Origin of the sequence: Methylophilus sp. Leaf414 (assembly GCF_001425425.1) — a bacterium.
Classification (GTDB): Bacteria; Pseudomonadota; Gammaproteobacteria; order Burkholderiales; family Methylophilaceae; genus Methylophilus.
Genome location: NZ_LMQQ01000001.1, coordinates 291226 through 314098, shown reverse-complemented (window position 1 = coordinate 314098; position 22873 = coordinate 291226). Strand labels below are relative to the sequence as shown.

33 protein-coding genes are annotated in these 22873 nt (G+C 46.2%); 24 read left to right on the top strand and 9 right to left on the bottom strand.

Going from position 1 to position 22873, the window contains the following annotated elements; translation table 11 throughout:
- Positions 1 to 8: 8 nt before the first annotated feature.
- The 9 genes from ASG24_RS01535 to ASG24_RS01505 form a co-directional block, all read right to left on the bottom strand.
- A complete protein-coding gene (locus tag ASG24_RS01535) occupies positions 9 to 212 on the bottom strand; it encodes a DUF4224 domain-containing protein (protein ID WP_055867096.1) in 204 nt (67 codons plus the stop codon).
- Positions 213 to 263: 51 nt separating this feature from the next.
- A complete protein-coding gene (locus tag ASG24_RS01530; RefSeq protein WP_156376502.1) occupies positions 264 to 494 on the bottom strand; it encodes a hypothetical protein in 231 nt (76 codons plus the stop codon).
- 85 nt (positions 495 to 579) lie between these two features.
- The gene (locus tag ASG24_RS14555) at positions 580 to 729 is read right to left on the bottom strand and encodes a hypothetical protein (RefSeq protein WP_156376501.1); all 150 of its coding nucleotides are present in this window, start codon (positions 727 to 729) and stop codon (positions 580 to 582) included.
- Positions 730 to 740: 11 nt separating this feature from the next.
- Positions 741 to 914, bottom strand: coding sequence for a hypothetical protein (locus ASG24_RS14550; protein ID WP_156376500.1), 174 nt, complete (start codon positions 912 to 914; stop codon positions 741 to 743).
- Between the two features lie 2 nt (positions 915 to 916).
- Positions 917 to 2800 carry a ParB/RepB/Spo0J family partition protein gene (locus ASG24_RS01525; protein WP_055867091.1) on the bottom strand — a complete coding sequence of 628 codons (1884 nt, stop codon included), beginning with the start codon at positions 2798 to 2800 and terminating at the stop codon, positions 917 to 919.
- A gap of 138 nt (positions 2801 to 2938) precedes the next feature.
- Entirely contained in the window at positions 2939 to 3433 is a 495-nt protein-coding gene (locus ASG24_RS01520) for a hypothetical protein (protein WP_055867090.1), read from the bottom strand.
- 2 nt (positions 3434 to 3435) lie between these two features.
- Entirely contained in the window at positions 3436 to 3693 is a 258-nt protein-coding gene (locus ASG24_RS01515) for a hypothetical protein (RefSeq protein WP_055867087.1), read from the bottom strand.
- A 2-nt stretch (positions 3694 to 3695) separates the two neighbouring features.
- Positions 3696 to 3977 carry a hypothetical protein gene (locus ASG24_RS01510; protein WP_055867078.1) on the bottom strand — a complete coding sequence of 94 codons (282 nt, stop codon included), beginning with the start codon at positions 3975 to 3977 and terminating at the stop codon, positions 3696 to 3698.
- Positions 3978 to 4246: 269 nt separating this feature from the next.
- Positions 4247 to 4687, bottom strand: coding sequence for a helix-turn-helix domain-containing protein (locus tag ASG24_RS01505; protein ID WP_055867073.1), 441 nt, complete (start codon positions 4685 to 4687; stop codon positions 4247 to 4249).
- Between ASG24_RS01505 and ASG24_RS14305 the strand changes: the two genes are divergently transcribed.
- The 24 genes from ASG24_RS14305 to ASG24_RS01380 all read left to right on the top strand — a co-directional run bounded on the left by ASG24_RS14305 (position 4686) and on the right by ASG24_RS01380 (position 22873).
- Positions 4686 to 4955 (top strand): YdaS family helix-turn-helix protein, encoded by a 270-nt coding sequence (locus tag ASG24_RS14305; protein WP_082487950.1) that lies wholly within the window; start codon positions 4686 to 4688, stop codon positions 4953 to 4955. The genes ASG24_RS01505 and ASG24_RS14305 overlap by 2 nt on opposite strands.
- Entirely contained in the window at positions 4955 to 5230 is a 276-nt protein-coding gene (locus ASG24_RS14545) for a hypothetical protein (RefSeq protein ID WP_156376499.1), read from the top strand. The genes ASG24_RS14305 and ASG24_RS14545 overlap by 1 nt, the downstream gene beginning before the upstream one ends.
- A gap of 237 nt (positions 5231 to 5467) precedes the next feature.
- Positions 5468 to 5926 (top strand): phage regulatory CII family protein, encoded by a 459-nt coding sequence (locus ASG24_RS01490; protein WP_055867066.1) that lies wholly within the window; start codon positions 5468 to 5470, stop codon positions 5924 to 5926.
- Positions 5926 to 8418, top strand: coding sequence for a VapE domain-containing protein (locus tag ASG24_RS01485; RefSeq protein ID WP_055867061.1), 2493 nt, complete (start codon positions 5926 to 5928; stop codon positions 8416 to 8418). The genes ASG24_RS01490 and ASG24_RS01485 overlap by 1 nt, the downstream gene beginning before the upstream one ends.
- 261 nt (positions 8419 to 8679) lie before the next feature.
- Complete coding sequence (locus ASG24_RS01480) at positions 8680 to 8985, top strand: hypothetical protein (RefSeq protein WP_055867060.1); 306 nt, start codon at positions 8680 to 8682, stop codon at positions 8983 to 8985.
- Between the two features lie 211 nt (positions 8986 to 9196).
- Positions 9197 to 9583 carry a hypothetical protein gene (locus ASG24_RS01470; protein ID WP_055867055.1) on the top strand — a complete coding sequence of 129 codons (387 nt, stop codon included), beginning with the start codon at positions 9197 to 9199 and terminating at the stop codon, positions 9581 to 9583.
- Entirely contained in the window at positions 9580 to 10032 is a 453-nt protein-coding gene (locus ASG24_RS01465; protein WP_055867053.1) for a hypothetical protein, read from the top strand. The genes ASG24_RS01470 and ASG24_RS01465 overlap by 4 nt, the downstream gene beginning before the upstream one ends.
- A gap of 93 nt (positions 10033 to 10125) precedes the next feature.
- Positions 10126 to 10560 (top strand): HNH endonuclease signature motif containing protein, encoded by a 435-nt coding sequence (locus ASG24_RS01460; protein ID WP_055867051.1) that lies wholly within the window; start codon positions 10126 to 10128, stop codon positions 10558 to 10560.
- Positions 10561 to 10688: 128 nt separating this feature from the next.
- Complete coding sequence (locus tag ASG24_RS01455) at positions 10689 to 11246, top strand: phage terminase small subunit P27 family (RefSeq protein ID WP_055867048.1); 558 nt, start codon at positions 10689 to 10691, stop codon at positions 11244 to 11246.
- Between the two features lie 3 nt (positions 11247 to 11249).
- Positions 11250 to 12968, top strand: coding sequence for a terminase large subunit (locus tag ASG24_RS01450; RefSeq protein WP_055867046.1), 1719 nt, complete (start codon positions 11250 to 11252; stop codon positions 12966 to 12968).
- 4 nt (positions 12969 to 12972) lie between these two features.
- Complete coding sequence (locus ASG24_RS01445; RefSeq protein ID WP_055867044.1) at positions 12973 to 14223, top strand: phage portal protein; 1251 nt, start codon at positions 12973 to 12975, stop codon at positions 14221 to 14223.
- Positions 14198 to 14890, top strand: coding sequence for an HK97 family phage prohead protease (locus tag ASG24_RS01440; protein ID WP_055867040.1), 693 nt, complete (start codon positions 14198 to 14200; stop codon positions 14888 to 14890). The genes ASG24_RS01445 and ASG24_RS01440 overlap by 26 nt, the downstream gene beginning before the upstream one ends.
- A 60-nt stretch (positions 14891 to 14950) precedes the next feature.
- The gene (locus ASG24_RS01435; protein WP_055867038.1) at positions 14951 to 16288 is read left to right on the top strand and encodes a phage major capsid protein; all 1338 of its coding nucleotides are present in this window, start codon (positions 14951 to 14953) and stop codon (positions 16286 to 16288) included.
- A 48-nt stretch (positions 16289 to 16336) separates the two neighbouring features.
- Positions 16337 to 16648: a hypothetical protein gene (locus ASG24_RS14730; RefSeq protein WP_200936956.1), complete on the top strand. Its 312-nt coding sequence runs from the start codon at positions 16337 to 16339 to the stop codon at positions 16646 to 16648.
- 76 nt (positions 16649 to 16724) lie between these two features.
- The gene (locus ASG24_RS01425) at positions 16725 to 18806 is read left to right on the top strand and encodes an SGNH/GDSL hydrolase family protein (protein ID WP_055867032.1); all 2082 of its coding nucleotides are present in this window, start codon (positions 16725 to 16727) and stop codon (positions 18804 to 18806) included.
- A 9-nt stretch (positions 18807 to 18815) separates the two neighbouring features.
- Complete coding sequence (locus tag ASG24_RS01420) at positions 18816 to 19052, top strand: hypothetical protein (protein ID WP_055867029.1); 237 nt, start codon at positions 18816 to 18818, stop codon at positions 19050 to 19052.
- Positions 19053 to 19097: 45 nt separating this feature from the next.
- Complete coding sequence (locus ASG24_RS01415) at positions 19098 to 19667, top strand: phage head-tail connector protein (protein WP_055867027.1); 570 nt, start codon at positions 19098 to 19100, stop codon at positions 19665 to 19667.
- Positions 19668 to 19679: 12 nt separating this feature from the next.
- On the top strand, positions 19680 to 20027 hold the full coding sequence (locus ASG24_RS01410) for a head-tail adaptor protein (protein ID WP_055867025.1): 348 nt from the start codon (positions 19680 to 19682) through the stop codon (positions 20025 to 20027).
- On the top strand, positions 20020 to 20547 hold the full coding sequence (locus ASG24_RS01405; protein ID WP_055867022.1) for an HK97-gp10 family putative phage morphogenesis protein: 528 nt from the start codon (positions 20020 to 20022) through the stop codon (positions 20545 to 20547). The genes ASG24_RS01410 and ASG24_RS01405 overlap by 8 nt, the downstream gene beginning before the upstream one ends.
- Entirely contained in the window at positions 20544 to 20888 is a 345-nt protein-coding gene (locus tag ASG24_RS01400) for a DUF3168 domain-containing protein (RefSeq protein ID WP_055867019.1), read from the top strand. The genes ASG24_RS01405 and ASG24_RS01400 overlap by 4 nt, the downstream gene beginning before the upstream one ends.
- 14 nt (positions 20889 to 20902) lie before the next feature.
- Entirely contained in the window at positions 20903 to 21082 is a 180-nt protein-coding gene (locus tag ASG24_RS01395; protein WP_055867017.1) for a hypothetical protein, read from the top strand.
- 69 nt (positions 21083 to 21151) lie between these two features.
- Entirely contained in the window at positions 21152 to 22078 is a 927-nt protein-coding gene (locus ASG24_RS01390; RefSeq protein ID WP_055867013.1) for a hypothetical protein, read from the top strand.
- Positions 22079 to 22136: 58 nt separating this feature from the next.
- Entirely contained in the window at positions 22137 to 22481 is a 345-nt protein-coding gene (locus ASG24_RS01385) for a hypothetical protein (RefSeq protein WP_055867010.1), read from the top strand.
- A 47-nt stretch (positions 22482 to 22528) separates the two neighbouring features.
- Positions 22529 to 22873 carry a DUF1799 domain-containing protein gene (locus ASG24_RS01380; RefSeq protein WP_055867007.1) on the top strand — a complete coding sequence of 115 codons (345 nt, stop codon included), beginning with the start codon at positions 22529 to 22531 and terminating at the stop codon, positions 22871 to 22873.

Sequence of the window (22873 nt, the reverse complement as noted above, 5' to 3'; positions counted from 1 at the left end):
ACCCTTATTTAAGCTGACATTGCAGATTGCCAAGCAGGCTTGTCGGCCTTTTGTTTTTTCTCTGTAGTACCTTCAAGTGCTGACCTGCAGACGATAGGCTCCCCACGTGCGTTAACGCGAAATGCCACGCCTTGCCGGCGCAGCTGCTCGCATTGCTTAGCTTTATGTTTCCAGCCTGTGAGTGTGGCTAATTCATCTTTGGATAAAAACATATCTTATTCCTACGAATAAACCAAAAATACATTTAATTGAAAAGGCAATGTTCACCGGCCAGTCTTGAAAAATCCAATAGGCTTGCATGCACCCGTTCCATTAATAACATCGTGAACAAGTTGGTCCCTGAGCTCAGTTTGAAGCTTTACATGGCTTCTAATTTTGCGAATGGCTTCAGGACTCATAACAATCATATTTTCTTGCTCCATAACAATGGTATCTACAGTGCCAAACATATCGAGCAGCCATTTATTTATTTCTGATCGATATGTTTCAGTCATAGGGCAGTTGCTTGAAATTTTCAATCTCTGAAATGGAAGCATCGGTGACTCCACCAATCTCAGCCCGTAAAAGGTCATGGGTTGATCAAGCATTCTTATCCTCATTCTCTTTAGCGATTTCATGGCCATGACGGAAGCCAGCATCATAGATATCCCTGTTGGTCATGTTCTCCAAGCCCTGGGTACTAACCCATTCGTTAAATGCTTGGTCTATTGCTTCATCAATATCGCTCATTGCTGACTCTCCTAAGTGTGGCTAGTTGAAATATCAATGCAGCGTTTAATGTCAGCCGGATCCGGAGACACAAACATGGCATCGTGAGGGGTAAAAAGGACATAACAACCGGCTGGCAAAATGGCGCGCAATGACTTAATTGCCTGCTCGGTCGTTACGTCTGGTAATTCTTGTTGCTCAGCCATGGTTAATGCTTCTCATCCGTTAAGTAGTGGGCAGGGGTTGCGCTGGCCACTTGGTCAGCGCCTGGTTGTGCGTCCGGCTGGCCGGACACCTTTTTGTCCTTGAGTGCTTTTCTTCGCGCAGCTTCTTTTTCACCCTTGATCCTAGCTTTATCAAAACCGGATAGCGGAGCATCAGCCGCGTTAGATTCACTCGCCTGCGCAGCGGGAGTGGGGTCTACGGCCGTTTCGGCCGGTAAAATATAAGGCAGCGCGCCAGGCGCGATGTCCTCATTCGCAGACGTTTCGACCGCCTCCGCAGGATCCTCGGCCGGTGTTTCGGGTAGCGCTTCGCCCTCGGGCTGGCCAGGTGCTTCATCCTGGCTTTCGGCGTTTAATTCTTGCGCTTGCGCAGCAGGCAAAGGGGGTAAAGCAACTCCGGTCATTAATTCGAGGGCTTGGGCATCATCAAAAATAGAAGAATAGTCAGCATCCAGTGTCAAGTTCTCATCGATATGGTGCGGTTGAATATCAAAACTGTCTGCCACATTCAGAAATGCTGCAGAAATTATTAGCTCATGCAGCGTGAACTCATCAATGTGTGCATGGTTGAAGGCATCAAAAAATAGGTCTCGATCTTGACCGTAAAGTGTTGAGTCATCGAATTTACTAATAATGGCTTGTTTAATTTCAATGTCATCTGCAGCAAACAAGTCGCGCAGTTGCACCATGCGCTCTTTAAAATATGCCTGATACACAGGCTTTAATTCTTCTGCGCGGGCCTTCTTCTTCTCATATAAACCTGTTGTCCGTGGTTGTGAATTTGTTGCAGATTCAAATTCTCCGGATGCTATTTTTTCTTCAAGTTTTACTCTGGCTAGCTCAATAATTCCTTCTCGGTGATATACCAATCCAAGGTTATTTTTTTCATCGATGAGCGTGAAAGGTTCTGGAATATCATCACCAAGCAACTCTTTAGCTGGATATTTGCCATCAACCATTACGTTACCAATGTCTTTAACATAGCCATTGGTTACATAAACGTCGATGCCATAAGGGGCAATCTGCTTTGCCTCTTCACCGTGTATAACGCGAGGCATGGTTTTAATAACGCGATCTGCATATGCAGCTTTTTTTGATGAATAGCAAGTAGGGTTAGTACAGACGTCTGGACTCTCGATATCTTGATGTAGCTCAGGATAATTGCCGCTACGATTTGGGCATTTTGCGCAACTGGGAGCGCCTACAAGGACGGTTTCATCGAACTTATCCCATGTTGCTTTGGTTAAGTCGAAAGTAAAGTCGCGGTGAATGTAATCTTTGGCTGCACGAAATGATAATTCACTCTCTGCAATTGTTTTCACTAGACGTTCTTGGAGTTTTTCACCTGGTATACGCGCAATAAGAAGTGCAGTTTCACGACCAAACTTGCCCTCTAAAAATTTATCTTTGGCAAAGTTGCTCATGTCGCAAAGCTTTAGGCTGGCATAGACATAGCTGCGTGATTTACCAATCTTTTGGCCTAACTCTTCAGCTGTCCACGGTTTGTGTTCATCTGATGCCGTAGCATTTAGCATTTGACGGAAGCCCTCAGCCTCTTCAAGTGCATGCAGATCTGAACGCTGCAGGTTCTCAATGATCTGCAGCTGCATGGTCTCGATGTTGTCTAGCTCTTTAATAATGGCGGGGATGGTCTCTTGCTTTGCCAGCTTGCTAGCTCTCCAGCGACGTTCGCCGGCGACAATCTCATAATGTGAAAATAAACCAGGCACAGGCCGCACAAGGATAGGCTGCATGACGCCATGCTCTTTGATACTTGTGGCTAGATCCTGCAGGTCCTTTTCATCGAACCGCTTGCGTGGGTTGGTTGGGCTAGGTAAAACGCTGTCGAGTTTTAAAGCTTCAAGCATGGTAAGTCCTTAAAGGTAGGCGAATTAATTACCTGGCGGCTTGTTGCCAAGCCAGGCGGAATGAGTAGCGGGTGGTTAGATATAGCCGTACTGATTTGAATGGACGTGCAAAGGCACGCCAGGCGCGGATGGCTTGCATCACCATGTTTCCCCCAATGGCAAGATTTCCATGCCGATCAGGATCCAAGTGAATAGGGCAACTCCGCCTTTAGCAATACCCCAGGCCAAAGCAAGGCTAAATGCGCCGAGTGGTATACCTATGAGTACACCTTTGATGGCTCCAAAATCGGTTAAGGGAAGTGGATCGGTGGTATCTAGCAACTCACCTTTACGTTTGTTAGCGTCTACCCTAGCATTAGCCTCGGCAAGTAACTGCTCCCGTAATTTCGCCGTAGCCAACCAGCGAATGCTCTTTGTGGTCTCCAGCGGCCAGAAACGCCGATTGTCTGCGTTATTAAGCCCATCTGAGCACTCGACAGAGGTGATGAAGACTGTAGAATTTGCAAGTTTCTTAATCTGATCACGTCTACTGACTATCATGCCGCTGATATCAGGGTCGGGCTGTATTTCTAGTCCAGACGTCTGGACAGTTTCAATCGGTATCCCTAGTGGTAATTTTTCACGAAGTGACATGATCAAGCGGCCTCCTGTTGTTGGATGACAGCAAGCGCTGCAGTCGCTTGCTCTATGTTTTTGATGTGCTGCTGCAGTGCCTCTATGAGGTTTTGAGATTCTGGTAAACCGAGATTGAACTCAGCCTGAAAGCCAATGCCACCTTGTCCCAGTCGAATTATCCCGAGGTGTGCAACATATTCTTGATCAAGCAAGTCCTTGTGGATCCAACTGGTGAGGGTGAGGATGCCGGTGCCCAATGCAATGTGTTTTGCATGCATAGTCACACCTTGTCCTTGTTCCACCAAAGGCGTGGATCATCGGCTGCAATGTTGTGATGTTTCGCTTTGGGCTTGTCCGCTTTTTCTTGATGGTCAATCGCGTAGATAACATCTGCGCGTACAAGCTCAGGTAGTGATTCCCAGGCCAGATGCTTCTGGTATGGATCTCTGGTTGCTTGCTTTAAAAGCTTTGCACGAGTAGCTAATGAGGCATGATTCCAAGCATCAGCATGATGCTGATCAAGACTTGTGTCGTGAATCCAATTCAATGCAGCTGCACCCATTTCAACACTCCAGTAGTGGTAAAGTGGTTGCAGAATATTACTAAAGTATTAATTGTGTCAATACTAAAGTATTAATTTGATATTAAATAAGTCACAAGTTACTTATTTTTTTATGCAAAAAAACCGCTCAGAGGCGGTTTTTTATTGTTTATGTATTACGTGATATTCAATAATCTAATGATTCATACAGGCTAATAAATACACATAACAATAATTTGATTAAATCAGATCCAAAATCAAGATTTAGTTGAATTTGTAATATCGATATTTTATTGTGAGTTGGTGTGACCGTTTGAGTCGACTGGTTCAGCAAGTGAATTAAGTAATCTCACTGCCTGGTACTTCGTAGCTTCATCCATTTGCTGCATCACTGAAAGGGCTTTAGATTCTGGGGAGTTGGGCGGGTAGTGAAAGTCTGGCTCAGCCATTTCCCCGGTTTCGGCGTCAAGCCAGTCGACATTGACTTTGCAGGCTCTGGCAATTTTAACCACATAAGCAGTCTCTTCTTGCTCGCCGCGTTCAATTTTAGATATGAGTCCTTGAGAGCAACCAACTGCTAAAGCCAAACTTTCCTGACTCATCTTGGCGTACTTTCTTGCCTTCTTAACTCGCTCTGAGAATTTCATATCCCGATTTAATACCCAATCAGTATTTTTTTCTAATACTGGGGTATTTATTTTAATTAATACTATGGTATTATTTTCCTCCATGAAAACGCCTCTTGAACAAGTTATCGATATTTGCGGCTCACAAACAGCACTTGCTGATCGTGTGACTGAACTTGATGCATCCAAAAAAATAACCCAGTCGACTGTGGGTGCATGGATAAATAGGTTTAATCATCGTGTAGGTGATGGATATGTGCTTGTTGTCTCACAAGCGGGAGATTGGATAGTGACTCCTCATGAATTACGCCCTGACTTATATCCACACCCCGAAGACGGTTTGCCAGCTGAATTAAGAAAGCAGGTTGCGTGATGAATGCTTTCATTGCCGATGACATTGAATTCTCATTTAGCTTCACCCACGCTGGCATAGAGGTCACTTTAACCGCGAAACTGCTTGCTGGAGTTTCTGCAAGCTTTGTTGACTCTGTGTCAGACCGTGAATCGTGCTTGCGTGAGGCGGCAGCCGTTGTGCTTCCGCAGGTAATTGCATCAGGGCATGAACAATTGATGAAATTTCACCATTCAATTGAACAATCTTTAGGGATAGCTCTTGCTTCTGCGCTTCAGTCACGGGTGGCTCCTTGATGATTATTTGTGTGTGGAAACCAAATAATAGCAGAGGGGCTGCCCACCCTTTAAACAGGTCTGGCATGAACCTGGTTTTTGAATCATGCCGCGTGGGTCTGCTGATGGTTGGCGAACTTGCATATATATCCTCCCTTAACCGCCCTTAGTCTTTTGACTGGGGGCGGTCTTTTTTTGATGGGTGGATTTTGACAGTGAATTTTAATAATAAAAACGTGTAATTTTTGGGAGGCACATGTGGAACTGACCGCATTACTACAGCAGCTGGTTGCTGAAATACCTCATGGGCTAGAGATAGCTCTTGCTGCCATCAATGCCACTCGCGCAAACAAGATGAGTGCGCAAGTTTTAAATAACAAACTCAATCCGTATTACCCAGCTGATCAACTTAATGAGTCTCAAACTGAGGCCATCATTAGAGTCCATAATCTTTACCTTCAGGTTTCACAGTTTTACGCTTCTAAGGCAAATGCAGTGGTATTTGTATTGCCGGCAGTTTCTGAAAATCGCATTAATGTATCTGAAGCGTTTATGGACATCACACGCGAATTGGGTGAGGCGTGTGCCGATTATCAAACAGCCTATGGTGACAAGCAGATCACCCGTAAAGAGTTTAAGAAAATTGCCAGGGGATTTGACGATGTTGTTTCATCAGTCGCCCGAGCTAAAGCAATTGTTGAAGCAGGCGTTAAGTAGTGGCGAAACTCACACCAATTCCGTTTAGTGAGATAGCCAGCGCAGCACTCAATTCAATTGACACCTTGCTTAACCACTGGTTACCAGGCGGAAAAGAGCAGTCAGGTGAATACAAAGTAACGAACCCGCTGCGAGCTGACAATAAGGTCGGCTCTTTCAGCATCAATATGCGCACAGGGAAGTGGGGGGACTTTGCCACCACTGATGGCGCCGGTAATGACCTGATCAGCCTTTATGCATACTTAAACGGACTTGATCAGCATGAGGCAGCTTTCGAGGTTGCCGACCAGATCGGCTTTAGATTGCCGGATGGTTGCCGAATTGATGCTAATCAAACGCGTGAGCGTAAAGCGCCGATTGTCGACCCTTCAAAAGTTAAGCCATCGAAACCCAAAGAGGAATCACCCTGGCACCCTGTTTTGCCGGTGCCTGTGAATGCTGAACCGGCGCCGGAAGCGCACCCTCATCGTCGATTCCCCGATAGCAAGTGGGCTTACCTTGACGAAAATGGCCAGCTGCTTGGATATGTGTATCGATTTAACACATCTGATGGTGGCAAAGAGACTATACCGCTCACTTATTGCAAAAACGACCAGACGAATAAATGTGAATGGCGCTGGATGCAATGGGAGGAGCCTAATCGCCCTATTTATGGATTGGATAGGCTTGCAGCAAAACCCGATGCCTACGTGGTACTGGTAGAAGGGGAAAAGTGCGCCGACGCACCTGGCGACATGCTTCAAGGAGTGACTGTTAGCTGGCCTGGTGGCAGCAAGGCGATTGATAAAGTTAACTGGTTAGCCTTGGCTGGCCGCAAAATTTATGCATTCGCTGACTGTGACGCGAAGCGCGAAAAGTTAAGCAAAAAAGAAAAAGAAGATGGTGTAGACCCTCTCAGCAAACCGCTATTGCCTGAAGCAAAGCAGCCGGGCATGCAAGCGATGCTTAAGATCCGCGAGAAGTTAATGGCGTTGGATCCATCAACAGAATTTCATCTGGTAGATATACCAAAGCCTGGAGAAAAACCAGATGGTTGGGATATTTATGACGCTATTCACGCCGATGGAATGAACGCGCCTGCGCTTACCGCTTTTATCACAAATACACGTCCACCTCTAACCCTTGTTGCTGATAACTCAAAACAGCAATTAACCGCTGAACCCGCTGACGCGGAAGAGGATGAAACTCCGAAGTGGGTTAAATGCATGCTCCGGAAGAACGGTGACTTGACGCCGTGCCTGGCTAACATCGTGGACATTCTTGAAAATGATAGTCGCTGGAAGGGTGTGCTGGCGTTTGATGAATTCGCTCAGCGTGTTGTGAAATTAAAGCCGCCACCTTTCTGGAATAACAGGGGCGTGGCTGGCGAGTGGGATGCGCAGGATGATGCGCGCCTGGCGATGTGGATCACCAAGATATGGCGGTTCAATGTCTCCAGCTCCATCGTTGCGGAATCTGTCGAAGTAGCCGCCAGAAATAATGTGGTAAACCCACCTAGGGAATGGCTGGAAGGTTTGAAGTGGGATGGCAAGAAACGCCTGCTTAAATGGATGAACCAATACATGGGCGTGGCTGATAACGAGTACACGCAGCGTGTTGGTTGCTGGTTTTTTATGGGTATGGTTAAGCGGGTGATTGACCCGGGCTGTAAGTTTGACTATTGCCTTGTGCTTGAAGGGCCGCAAGGGCGCAAGAAGTCATCCGCGCTTGAAATTATCGGTGGACCTTGGTTTGGTGATACCGACCTGGATCTGCACAACAAAGATGCAATGAGTGCCTTGCGCGGCAAGATGCTCTATGAGATCAGCGAAATGGGCGCTCTGGCTAAAGCTGAGGCTAGTAAACAGAAGTCTTTCCTTTCCCGCAAATATGATGAGTACCGGCCAGTATATGGCAGGCGTGAGATTCGCGTGCCACGGCAAGTGATCTTCGCCGGTACGGTGAATGATTGGGAGTGGAATAAAGACCCGACAGGTGGTCGACGCTTCTGGCCAGTTGAGGTTTCCATTCACATCGATGGTGAAGGTTTAAAAGAAGTCAGAGAGCAGCTCTTTGCCGAAGCCTATGCGCGTGTGATGGCAGGGCAGCGCTACTGGCCGACGCCTGAAGAGCAGGAAACTCTGTTTGATAAAGAGCAACTGCAGCGCACGATTCATGAAAGCTACATCGATGGCCTGGAAGAGTGGGTTATTCAACGTGGTAGTGAACTGCACCCTGAATTCACCCTGTTTGATGCAGCAACGAAAGGATTAAATATTGATGCCAAGGGGATTGGCAGAGACATACAGACCAGGATAGGCAATGCACTGCGCCAGCTTGGTTGTAAGCGAGTAGAAAAACGCAACAGTGAACACCGGTTTTGGTACAAGCCTCCAGAAAGAAAACAGGCGACGTCGGATACCGGCGCTGAAGCGAGTCAGCAAGGTCCAGTGGATGATAGATATCCAGCAGATTTACCAGGAGAGTTCGATGACGATATCCCTTGGTTATGACGTTAGAAGCTCCACACCTTCCACACCTAGGCTGATAGGTATGGAAGGCTGCAAGCCAGTAACGGCGCGGGGTTTCCATACCTTCCACACTTTCCACACCATTCCACACACGTACATGCACAGGCGCACACATACGCGCGCGCACGCACGTGTGTACATATCCAATTTCAGTATGGAAGGTTTGGAAGGTATGGAACAACAAGGAAATACAAGGCTTTCAGGGTTCCATACCTTGCTTGTTAGGTCTGGAAGGTGTGGAACATGAGCGAATTTGGTGAGTTTGATAAACCACTCAAGCCTGTGGCTGAACAAAGCCAGCAGCAAAGCGAGTTGGCAGATCACTTGCCAGCCAGTGCGGCCTTGATTGATGAGTTGCGGACAAATTTTCCTGATTTGTTTGGTAGTGCCAAGGTGATTTATGCCAAAGACCTGGAAAGTGGCAAGGAAGTTAAAACCAGGGTGTATCGGTTGGTAGAACGCATGTCTGTGCTATCGGTTGATGATTATGTCGGACTTAGCCAGGTGGCCGCTCGGATTAATATTTTTGCTAATAGGAAAAAACGGTAATGGCTGCAGATTTACCAGGACGATATTACCGGCAGGATCCTGCAACCATTGTCGAAAATGATCAGCTGCACAAGTTAGGGTGTCGAGGGTGTGACCATGCTGTATCAGCTTTAAATCGGTGGTATTGCAGCAATGACAAAGCGGAAAAGAATCACAAGCGGGTGCCGCATATTGGACCTAGCTGCAAGTTTTATAAATTGAAGGGGTAGTTATGACATATTCATTTGTACAGGATCAGTTAATTATGTGGTCAGTCTGGCGTTTGCGTCGTGAGGATGGTGGCCTGGGCTGGCCTAAGCATGTTGCATTCTTTAAGCAGAATATGGGTGGGGGCTTCTGGACGCCTGAGATGGACTCGGCATGCCTGGATGTCGACAAGGCAGTGTGTGCTTTGAATGATGAACTGAAAGAAGCAGTGATCATTTGTTATTGCGGTATTGGTACCAAAGAAGATAAGTCTAGACGACTCGGGTGTTGTGTCCGTACTTATGACAATCGCTTGAAAGCTGGTGAGAAAGAGATACTCGGGCTGCTTAACGACCTGGCTGCGGGGATCCCGATGCGAGTCCAGACGTCTGGACAAAGGGAGGCAGCATGAAATTCCACAAACAGTTATACAGTCATGATCCTGAAAACGGTCAGTTCGGTGATTGTTTGAGAACTTGCTATGCCTGCCTGCTTGACTTCCCTGATGTAGAGCAAGTGCCAAACTTCGGAGTTCATTACGGCGATATTAAAGCTTTTAACAATGCCAAAGATAATTGGCTATTAGGTTGGGGTTATAAGGAGATATCCTTCCCCATTACTGGTGAAGTTACCCTTGATTGGCTGCTGGAGTGTATGACTTCCTGGAATCCTGATACTACCTACATGCTTACAGGTCTTGGAGCAAGGGGAGTTAATCATGTGGTTATTGCTCGTAACAGGGAAATCATACATGACCCTCATCCTAGTAATGCGGGCTTGGTTGGACCATGTTCAGAACCGGACCAGCAACCAATATGGTGGGTGCACTTCCTTGCGCCTTTGGATATGCATTTAAAATAATGCTTGCACCTTTTGCCGGTTTTCGTTACGATTCTGGCAAGCTGTTAATCAGTCCGTCCAATAACCCGCCTTCTGGCGGGTTTTTTCGTTTCTATGCCCACTAGATCACCCAAGCCATGTAAGCAGTTTGGGTGTCGGGCTTTAGTAACGGATGGTGCTTATTGCCCGCTTCATACCAAGGTTAAACAGAAGCAGGTTGAAGAAACCCGTTTAACTAGTAGCGAGCGTGGATATGACTACAAGTGGCAGCAAGCCAGCAAGGGTTTCTTAGGTAAGCACCCGTTGTGTGAATGCCCTGATTGCGAGGCTGGAAACATTCGTGTCAGGCCATCGGAAGTGCTGGATCACATCATTCCTCACAAGTTAGGTGACGCAATTGAGAGTGGTGATCCGGAAAGAATTGCGATAGCACGCAGTCTTTTTTGGGATCGTAACAACTGGATGGCAATGAACAAGCAATGCCATGACAAGAAAACTGCCACACAAGACGGCGGCTTCGGTAGGGGTAGGGCGGGTCAAAAGTCCTGAACTATTCCGCTCTAGACCGTATGCCTAACCAGATTTTTTTCTGCGGGAGTTTTAGGGCATAGGGGGGGGGTGGGGTTATCCATCCCAGGCTAAGTTTTACAAAATAATTTCGATTTGGAGGTAAAAAAATGACAGGTTCACGCGGTCCAAATTCTTTACCTGCAAATGTTCATGCCTTGCGCGGTGCCAGCAAAACGCCGATCGCAAATTTAACTGACTCGCTCCAGCCCGAAATTGAAATACCTGGTTGCCCTAATCATCTGCTGAAAGAGGCCCGGAAAGAATGGAAACGGATTACTCCGGAGCTGGAAAAATATGGATTAATTTCAAAACTTGATCGGGCTGCGCTGGCTGCTTATTGTCAATCATGGGCCCTGCTGGTTTTTGTTGAAGAGCAGCTGCAGCGTCGTATGGCTATCTATGAGAAAAAGCGCCTGGATGCTGAGGCACGCGGCGAGGTTTATGAAGGCGGTGACGGCCTGGTAGAGTTTACAACCAACGGTAACATCATTCATTCGCCTTATATTGCGATGCGCAGCCGGTTGATTTATACGCTGCAGCAAGCATTAGTAAATTTTGGATTCACTCCCGCTGCGCGTGGACGTGTGACTCCGAGCACCAGATTGAACCGCGATATGTTTGATGATCAGCCTGATACCGGTGGTGGTTTCGCCAATATTGGTTAATTTATGGTTAAGGATTTTGGGGCAGTTGCCACGCAATACGCCCAGGATGTAGTCGACGGCAAAATTGTTTCAAACAAATACCATCGTCTTGCTTGTCAGCGGCATTTAGCTGATCTTAAGAAAGCGGAGAGCTCTGATTTCCCTTATGTTTTTAACCCATATCTGACAGACAAAACCGGTAGGGAGTACCGGCCAGCACAGAAGGTGTGCATGTTTGTCGAGAAAATGCCTCACATCAAGGGTGAGTGGGCATCCCGGGGCGAGTTAATTTTCCTAGAAACCTGGCAGATTTTCTTCCTGGCTTGTTCGTTTGGATGGGTAAATCGTGAATCCGGATTGCGCCGGTTTTTGTATGTAGATCTTCTGGTCCCTCGCAAGAATGCTAAATCGACTTTGGCAGCTGCGATAGGCTTGTACATGCTAACTGCTGATGGTGAGTATGGTGCTGAGGTTTACAACGGTGCTACAAGTGAAAAGCAAGCTCAGGAAGTCTTCGGACCCGCAAAAAAAATGGCGGCATCAAGCCCTGAGTTTTGTTCGTATTATGGGGTTGTCAGGTCAGCTAAAAACCTTTCAGTAACAGAGACTTTCAGTAAGTTTGAAGCCGTTACTGGCGATCCAGGCGATGGCGCATCGCCCCATTTGTGGATTGTGGATGAATACCACGAACACAAAACCGAGAAAATGTACGACACCGGCAGCTCGGGTATGGGTGCCAGGCTTCAGCCGATGGTGTTGATGATCACTACTGCAGGGTCAGACCTGAGCGGTCCGTGTCATGCGCACCAGGTGACGCTCCAGAAGATTCTCGAAGGCACGTTAATTGATGAACGTCGATTCGGTATCATTTTTGGGATTGATCCGGAAGATGATTGGACCACTGAAGCTGCACTGATAAAAGCAAACCCAAACTATGGTGTGTCGGTCAACGCCGATATTCTAAAAGCATCATTGAATTCCGCAAAGAGTGATTCGCGGAAACAGATGACTTATAAGACCAAGCACCTGAATATTTGGGTGGCAGCTCGCAGTCCTTGGTTGAACATGGCAAATTTGCTGAAGTGTATTGATAGCACTTTAACACTGGAAAAATTCCGGGGGAGATCCTGCCGCATAGGGTTAGACGTAGGAAGCACAACGGATATCACCAGTGTGGTGTACGAATTTGATGAAGTGATTGCGGGCAAGACTCACTATTACTTCATCAGTCGGAATTATTTACCTGAAGCCAAGGTGAAGGATCCCAAAAATACCCATTATCAGGGCTGGGTGAAAGATGGTTACATCATTCAAACACCTGGGAATATGACAGATTTGGAGTTGATCCAGGAGCAAATACTCGCCAGCTGCGAGATTGTTCATGTAGAAGAACTTGCTAAAGATCAGTGGAACAGCGCCCAGATGGGTTCTAACCTCGAAAAAGAGGGTATGACTGTCATTGATGTCCCACAAACGACAGGTTATTTAAGCCCTCCAATGAAGCACCTTCAGGCATTGGTCGATGATGGCCGTGCACACTTTGACGATAACAAGGCATTCCAATGGATGCTTTCCAACGTCGAGTGCTATGAAGATGCCAATGAAAATATTTTCCCGCGCAAGTCGCGAGAGGAAAACAAAATTGACGGCGCCAGTGCAACAATCACTTGCCACAGTCGAGCCATGTTAGGTGAAACGGCTGGCAACCTAGATGATTTTTTAAATGATCCTATAGTCGGATAACCGGATGAATAAATACCTCACACAGCTGTATGGCTATTTCCGGTTTGGCGGTTCTGCACTCGGCGCAGCCAAAGGAACGCAATCAAACTTACCAGGTGTATCTCTGGTTGAAGATGTGCCAGCTACCAATGTGGATGCTGCATTGCAAATTTCAGCCGTTTATCGCGGCCTGGAGATACTTGCAAGCGTCGTGGCCACCATGCCCATCATGGTCTATGACAATGTGAATGGCAAACGGACGTTGGCTAGAGATAGCGCTCTGTGGTATTTGCTGCATGAATCACCTAATAGCCGCATGACACCCGTTGAATTTTGGACGGCAATGCGCCTGAATGAGAAATTACGTGGTAATGCTTATGCCAGAATCCAGCGAAATCCTGAGACTGGTATTGCTGAGGCGCTGTGGCCTATGCCTGCAGACCAGGTAGAGCTGCGAATCCTTGATGATGGCAGTGAGGTTTATTTCTACCGCATCGGCACCGATGTTGCTGCGCTAGCGTCCGAGAATGTACTGCACATTAAGGGCATGGGTAATGGCACTATTGGTTTGAGCCGGCTGGATTACATGCGGGCTACTATTGGTGAAGTTAAAAATTCACAGAATGCAGCCAATAAGCTGTTTGCAAACGGTGGAAAACCAACTGGTGTCTTAATGGTTGACCGTGTTCTAGATAAGACACAGCGTGCAGCACTTAAGGTTAATTTTTCCGAAATGGCTGAGGGCAGCTTGTCCAGGCTGCATGTTTTAGAAGCTGATATGAAGTATCAGCAGATCAATCTATCTCCAGAAGATCTTGAGCTTTTATCTACCCGCAAGTATTCGGTTGAAGAGCTTGGTCGTTGGCTGGGAATACCTGGCATTTTGTTAAACCAGACCGAAGGTACCACTACACTCGGCAGCTCAAGTGGCGACATTATCGACAGCTTCTACAAACTTACAGTGCGTCCGGATGTAACCAATATTGAGCAAGCCATACGCAAGCGCGTAATGACTTCGGCGCAGCGTGTACGCCAAACGGCTGAATACAACATGGATGCCTTATTAAGGGCCAGTTTGAAAGATCGTGTCGAGATCTATGCCAAGCAGGTGCAAAACGCACTTAAGAATCGCAATGAGGTCCGCCAGCTTGAAAATGATGAGCCTTATGCCGGCGGTGAGCTGTTCACCGTTCAATCGAATTTGTTACCAGTAGATATGCTGGGTAAAGTCAAACCATCAGGAGCCACAAATGAACCCGCAACTATTGCTCAGTGACCTAGACCTGGATAAATGCGATATTAAATTCGCTGAGACTGAAGGTACTTTCAGTGGGTATGGCAATGTATTCAATGTGGTCGACTCAAAAAATGAAATCGTAATGCCAGGCGCTTTTGCCAAGGTTATCAAGGCTGGCGATCCAGTTGATCTCTATGTGAATCATGGTTGGCTGAAAGGTCAATTGCCCATTGGAAGCTGGACTGACTTAAAAGAAGACCACTATGGTTTGTTTGGTCAAAGCTCGATTGTTATGGAAATGACCACTGGCCGTGATGCTTATTGGGCTGTTAAACGAAACCTTGTGAAAGGGTTATCGATTGGTGCAAGGCCAAGCAAAAACGGTGTTGAGATTAATACTAAAGGTCAGCGCCTGATCCACGAGTATGAATATCTCAAAGAGATTTCGATTGTAGGTGCCCCAGCAAATCATTTATCTGAAGTTACAAGCATCAAGTTCGATGGCGATGAGATCAAATCCATCGAGACAATTAAAGACTTTGAGCATTATCTGCGAGATGTAGGTAATCTCAGTCGTGACCACGCCAAAATGTTGGTCGCCCAGGCGAAGATCATTCTCAATCAGCGCGAGGCTGATAATGGTTTGGACCAAAAATCAGTTGATCTGCTTGCAGAGAGACTCAGCAAATTCAAAGTACCTGAGTAATACATTCATTAAATTTTAGCCGCCTTGAGCGGCTTTTTTATTATCTGAAGGAATGAACAAATGAAAATGAAAAAACTGTCTACATCACTGATCGGCCTCGCAATTGCCTCGATTGGTACTCCAGCAATGGCATATGAAAAATCTCTAGGGGTTGCAGTTAGTCTTGCTCATACTGCACATAATTTCTTATTTGCCGCCTTAGTCAAACAGGGCTTTATCTTTTTCGAATCCGATGCAGCACTCAAACCTGTCCTGGAGCAGTTGGACAAGATCGAAACAAAAATGAGTGCTTACGATACTAAGTCTCAGAAAGAGTTTGAAGAGCTCGGTAAGGTTACTAAAGAAACCAATGACGCACTCACTGAGTTAGGCCTGAAGCAGAAAGAATTGGCTGATGAGTTGCTGCAAATCAAACAGCGAGCCACTGCTGCAAAAGAAGAGCCAAAGGTGGAACTGGCTGGTGACTTGTTTATCAAGTCTGATCAATACAAAGACTTCGCATCTGGTAACGCACAGAAAGCGCGTGTTGAAGTTAAAAACACAATTACTAATACTGTCGGCAACACTTTCACTGATCGCAGGCCTGGGATCGTCGGCGGTGCCTTTCGTGAGCTGACTCTTGAGCGTTACCTTAATACACTGCCAACTACCCAAAATGCAGTGGAATATGTGCGTGAAAACGTATTCACGAATAACGCTGCTGAAGTAGCTGAGGGTAACGTTAAGCCTGAAAGTAGTATCACAACGACACTAATGAATGAGCCTGTAGCCACTATTGCTCATTTCCTTAAAATTTCCAAACAGCTTGCTCAGGATAATCCTGCACTTGCAGCGTACATCAATCTACGCATGATCTACGGTGTGAATCTTCGTGTTGAGAATCAGATTATTTCCGGCAACGGTACTGCTCCAAATATGTCTGGTTTCACCAAAGCAGGTAACTTTACTGCGCACGGTTATACAGCAGCTGCGTTAACTGCACTGGGCTTGTCTCCAAGTAATCGCTTCGATGTGATTGGTAAAACTTTAGGTGATTGCGAGGCGGCTGATTATCCTGCAGATGTCATTATCTTGAATCCTGCAGATTGGTGGACGCTACGCTTGGCAAAAGACTCTACTGGTCGCTATTTGTTGGGTGATCCTGGTGACAACGTGGTACCAGCATTGTTTGGAGTGCCGGTCGTTTCAAGCAATGCAATCACTGCTGGTAAGTTCTTGGTGGCCAGCCTGGCTATGGCTGCTACTTTGTACATCCGTGAAGGTGTGGTCATTGAGCTGTCTGATTCCGACACTGACAACTTCCAGCGCAACTTGATTACAGTTCGTGCAGAGCGTCGAGTATTGCTTGCTGTAGAGCGTCCTGCAGCAGTTCGCTACGGCGATCTGGTACCAGCGTAATTTCACAATGGAGGGCAGTGCCCTCCATTTTTATATCTACCGGAGAATATGATGAAAGCATTGGTTCAAGTGATTATGTTGACCACTGGGTCCATGGCTCAGTTTGGCTCATACAGTACTGATGATAAATTCAATGTATCACCAGAATTTGCACTGCACCTGGTGAATGATTGCAAGGCTGCCAAGTACGCAACTAAAAAGGACCAGCAATTAGCTGAAGCCTCAGATCCTGAAGTCAAGGCCAAAGCTGATCAGGATGCCGCTGATAAGGCAGCAGCTGAAGCCAAGGCCAAAGCTGATCAGGATGCCGCTGATAAGGCCGCAGCTGAAGCCAAGGCCAAGAAATCCAGCAATAAATAATTTAGGTTTAAATTCAAAAAGCCCACTCACTTGTGGGCTTTTTCATTTTCAACCTTAACAAATTAAGGAAAAGATCATGACGGTTCGTTTTACAAAAGCCTGGAACGGTAACTCAGAAGGACAAATAGTCAGCGCACTATCGACACAGGAAGAGGATCGTTTGATAAACCTTGGTTTCGCAACGCGCGATTTGTATGGTACTGGCGGGCTCCCACCTTTGAGTGGGGCAATTAAATCAGTGTTGTCTGATGTTCAAAAAACAAATGCAAACATAATAGGTGTTGCGGGCGTAGGCAACGGCAAGATTTATGATGAGAATAATCAAGAAATAAAACTCAACGTAAATACAATCAAAGCCTGCATCTCTAAATCATTCCCTTCAGCAGGTAGCAACATATCTTCATTTATATCAGAAACTAGTTCATTTACAGGTACTACTTACATTAAGCGGAAAGTATCTGGTCGTCCGAATAAAGTTCGTTTTTATGTTACACATAAATTTATTCGTTCAGGTGATGCTTACTCTCAGTCCGGTAACCAAGTAACTGTCAATACAACATACACAAAAGGGTTTGTTGCCGGTGATTTGATCTATGCGTTTCCAACCTCCGGAGCAGCTCTAGAGGGCTGGTATCCTGTGGCTTCGGTAGTTGACGGAACTAGCGTTACATATACTGCAGAGGATTCTCAAACTACTTCGGGAAGCATGAGCTGGTCTAAGGGGGTGAAGGGGTTAAAAATTGCTGTTGCGCTGACAGAGGTAACTGCAAATGATACGTCAGACAATCTGTACACTCCGAAAGTTGGTGGCGTTTCCTATAATAGTGCAGCCACTCAAGGTAGCCCATACGGCTGGCGTACTGTAGATTTTAATAGTGCACCAGGTCAAAAAACGAACAAGTGTACTGCAGCCAAGGTACGCGCGACTTCAAACGTTGAGTGTGCCCTAGATAAGCCGAGTGCCTGGTTATCATTGCCAACAGTTACACCTGATGATAACGGTAATGCAAACATCTTGATGCGTATTTACCATGATGCAACTGTGAGTGGGTCACGAGGTGCAACCTCCGGTATCGATATGATCCGCATGAATAATTCACTTTTACGCTCAACACTAGGCCTTGATGCTTCACCATATTTCCGCCCTGAATTTCAGACGCTAAAAACCACCGCTGACGGTATTGGTGATTTCACAAACTTGCCGACAACCTTATACGCTGGTACCGGTTTCTATATCGCTGCTGAGTATGGATATGATTCAAGTGTTGATCCGGTTGGGGTCATGGTAGCCACTGACAGTACTGGCGCGCACAATAAATATATGTTTGACTACGGCCCAAGCAATGCCGTGCAGTGCAATATCACTGGCACGACAATGACGCTACTTGCAGACATAACTTCAACAGTGGGCGGTGCACCGTCTCCATACCCAATCTCACCAGGTCAGCCCCTGACATTCTCAGGACAGGCAAGTCATGCTGATAACAATACCGTTTTTGTGACTAGCTTGGCATCTGGCCAGAATGGTAAATCTGGCGCGGTATACAACCTGTCAGTTAATCAGAGCACGCTAAATAACATATCTGTAACTGTCGGTGTAAATAGTATTCAGGGCTGGACTTCTTGGGCTAATAAAGCTGTATTCCAAAAATCTACTGTTGCCAAACCTTATACGATTTACAACGGCGGTATGGCAGCGCACCGTACACACGAATATTTGGGACAGGTTATCTCGGCTCTCAAAGCTGGTGTAGTACCTACAAAGCTGTTTTTACAAGGGTACAGTATCAACAACACTGGCACACCAACCGGTTTCGATACATTGATCGTTCAGCAGCAATTGATGGATTGTATTGACCTTGCATTTAAAGTCGGGGTGAAAGATGTTTATGTTACAACATGGCCATTAACGGGCAGTCTTGCAGGAAACCCTACATACAAGGCGGTAATCGACGCACACAACGCCTGGATTCAGAATTTAGCCGTCACAAAAGTTATCACTGGTGCCCCGGATATTGAACAGATTCGTATTGATATGGGAACCAATGCCTTTTACAGCCCGGATGGAGATCCAGCCAATGTTGGATTTGGGGACCTGATCCACTTTGGCCGGGCGGCAAGTGACAACATTGCGGCTTTAATTTCCAACTATTTATAAAGGCAAATTATGAAAATTCTAGAAATTATTTTCAATGACATCATGCAGGCAGTTCAGCCGAAATATCAGTTAAAAGATAAAGCCGGTAAATTAATTTCAGAAGGTTCGCTACAAATTGCTGAGTGTAATTTAATTGATGTGGAAATTATGCCTGGTGATTATGAATTGATTATCCAATTAGATGAGCAAGTAACAAAATCATTGAGTGTGACTGAAGAACTAAGTCACTATTCTGTACAGGTTTAATCTGAGTGATCAACCCGCTTCGGCGGGTTTTTTTGGCATTTAATCATGAAAACTAAACTAATCCAGGCACCTCAAACCGAACCGGTAACCGTTGAATTCGTCCGCAAGCATGCTGAAATTGACGATGATATCGATTCGGAAAACATATTGCTTGAGGCACTAATTTCCGCTGCGCGTGAACATGCGGAACATATCTGTGGTCGTGCCTTTGCTGATCAGACCTGGGAAGGTGTGCTGGATAGCTTTAGCTTGAGCAATATTGGTTTGCCCTTGACGCCAATATTATCAATTGCTTCAATTAAATACATTGATGTGAATGGGGTAGAGCAAACGTTGAATAACACCGTTTATGGCTTGGATGATTACGGTATGGCACATTCGGTTGCCTTAATGCCTGGTCAGAATTGGCCGGCTGTTTCATCCAGTGTGATTAATCCAATCAAGATCAGATTTGTTGCAGGCTATACCGCTGACACAGTCCCTAATGTGGTTAAACACTGGATTTGTTTGCGCGTCGCTCAGGCCTTTAAAAATCGTGAGGCATATGCTGAATCTGGCTTTGTAGAAATGCCCTTTGTGGATCGCTTGCTCGATTCAGTGCGCACATATAAATGATAGGGACCTGAAATGCCAGCACCAGGAGCCGGAGAGTTAAACCAGAAAATCACTATCCAGAAAAATCAGATCACCAAAGGTGGGCTTGGCGGTAAGGTAAAGACCTGGTCGGTTTGGCTGGAAAAGGTTTCTGCTAAAAAGGTGAATTTAAGTGGCAACGAGCGAGAAGCAACAGCCCTCGGTGGTGTGGTGGGGGAAGCTCGATCAGTATTCACTATCCGATATCGTCCTGGTTTAACTACGACTGACTACAGGATTCTGCATAAAGGTCTAATCTACAACCTCAAACATATCAACAATTTTGAAGAGAAGAGCCGGTGGCTTGTGATCACATGCGATACCGGTGGCACGAATGGCTGATGCGATTATCGGGGTCGCTGACTTGGTAAAAAAATTCAAGTCACTGGATGACGATATCAAGACAAAAACAGGGCGTCGGATGGTTGCATCAGCTGCCGGTGTTATCAAGCGTCAAGCCAGGCAAAACGTAATGACTAAGGGCTTGGTCCGGACTAAAGCGCTTTTAAATAATATAGCTGTTAAACGGGAGACTAAGGCGCCGGCAAATACTATCCAGTATAACGTCGGCGTGCGTCATGGACGCGAATTGACTCGTAAGCAAAAGCTGAACAGCAAGATCATTTTAAAGCGCGCCAATGGCCGGATTCGTGTATTCAGGCAAAACGATCCTTTCTACTGGAGATTTGTACACGAAGGCCATAAAACTACTGCGTCATCTTTGAGAAATAAGGGTCGTGCTGCGACACGATCTATTCCACCTGAACCATTTTTAAAAGATGCTGCAGAGCAAAAATACAATGAGGCAATCGCACAGATGGGTAAAGTGTTAGATAAAGAGCTGCTGAAGGCTGGAAAATGAAAATAGAGGAATTGCTACTGGCCACGATTGAGCCACATTTACCAAATGTCTGGGCGGTAGATCTTCCGGATGATTCAGCATTCCCTGCAATCGTTTTTAATGTGGAAACCACGCCTGAAACAACATGGGTGCAAGGCGGTGGTTATGATCGCCACCTGGTGACACTGTCATTTTTTGCTGAAACAAAAGAAGCGGTCACCACTTTGGCCAGGTCGATCATGGACGCCATTGAATTAAGGCCTGAATTTCTGGAAACCGGTGATTTTGGTGATGCTGATTTTGAGGATCTGCCGGAATTGTTTGCTTACTATTCAACCCACACTCTGCGCATGCGGACTTAACTTACGGAGCTTATATGAAAAAAACTCAAGAAACTGTCCAGACGTCTGGACTTACTCAGGACGCCATGAAAGAAAAGCTGATAGCTTATGGCATAACAGATGCTTCCCATCTGGAAATCATTACTGATGAGTTCGCCGGGCAGGGGGGAAGTTTCATGATTGATGAGAGCGGTAAACGTACTCGCATTGACTAACTAACATTTTTAAAACTTTTAGCCACCTTCGGGTGGCTTTTTTTATTGCCTGGAAAGGATTAAGACACCATGAAACTGATGCGGAATATGCTGATTGCTGTAAAGCTAGAAACAATTGAAGGGACAGATGCAGCACCATTGGCAACGGATGTCATGTTAGTGAGTGGTGTCCAGCCAACTCCTATCAATGCCACATTTGCAGACCGTAACAATATCCAGCCATTCTTTGGCCACACGGGGAACGTTCAGATTTCAAGTTATTCGCAGATCAGCTTTTCTGTTGAGCTGGCTGGATCCGGCACACTGGCAACGCCTCCAAAACATGCGCCTATGCTGAAATCGTCCGGCTTCTCTGAAACTATTACTGCCAGCACCAAAGTGGATTATGTGCCGTTAACCACTAACCAGAAATCAGCCACGATTGATTGTTACCTGGATGGAGTGTTGCATAAGATGGTCGGTTGCAAAGGAAGCGCTGCGTTTAGTCTGAGTGCAGGCGGTATTCCAATGATCACATACACATACACTGGTTATGCTGCGGTGATCACCGATACGCCAAACTTGAGTGGCTTGGATTACTCTGCCTTTAAAGCACCGCTGGGCGTGAATAAAGTGAATACGCCAACTTTCACATTGCATGGTGTAAATGTGAAAGCTAAAGAGTTGAGTATCGATATGGCCAACGTTATTGAGTACCGCAACTATATCGGTGCTGAAGCGGTGGCATTCACTGATCGTAAGCCAACTGGTAATGCAACCATTGAGTATGACAGCATGGCCACCAAGAATTGGTGGAATGCTTCAAACCTCGGAACCTTAGACTCATTGAATATGGTGCATGGCACAGTTGCTGGCAACATCGTGCAGCTGACCGCTCCGAAAGTAAGGGTAACGACCACCACCATCAATGATGATGGTGGCGTTGCCATGTTGCCATTGGGCTTGATCCTGCAGCCGAACTTGGGCAACGATGAGCTGATGCTCACATTTAAATAAACAATCAATCAGAGAAACCCGCCACTTGGCGGGTTTTCCATTTATAGAGGTTCAAACCATGGCTTTTAAAGTCGACTTAACACCAACTTATCAAACCTCAGTATCAGTAGAAATTCCTAATGATGGCGGAAGCGTAGATAAGTCAACTTTCAGTGTGAAATTCAAACGTTACAGCGTGCTAGAACTTGAAGGTGACGATGGTAAAGGGGGCTTTAGGCAACTAAGCCAGCCTGAAGTGTTGCGCCAGGCTGTAACCGGCTGGGGAGGAATTTCTTCTGATGACGGCACTGTTTTTGATTTTAGTGCTGACAACCTGGAAATCATGATGCGTATTCCGCAAGTATTGAAAGCGCTTGCAGAAGCATTTTGGACAACGCAATACGGCGCTAAACAAAAAAACTAATTGAGGCGGCCAGGCTTTGGGCTGGCGGTGACAAAGATGATTCTGATGTGTTTGGTCAGGTCGATGATGGAGTCATTGCCAGCCTCAAGGCGATGGGGGCACCGCCTGAAGTGATTGAAGAGTGGGAGGCAAAAAGAAGCCCACCTCCAGCCGACTTTGGTATCCATGAGGATAACTGGGCAGTTTTTATGATGTTTTCCCAGAATCTTTCAAGTCAGTGGGATCTCGGCGTCGGGTTTGGTGGGGTGATTCATATAGGCATCCCGATCCCGCGCATTGAGTCGCTTTTCAATATAAAAAAAATACCTACTGAGCAGCAAGAAACATTGCTTGAAGAAATTCAGCTGATGGAACGGTCTGCGCTTGCAGTTTTGAATAAAGTTAAAGGATAG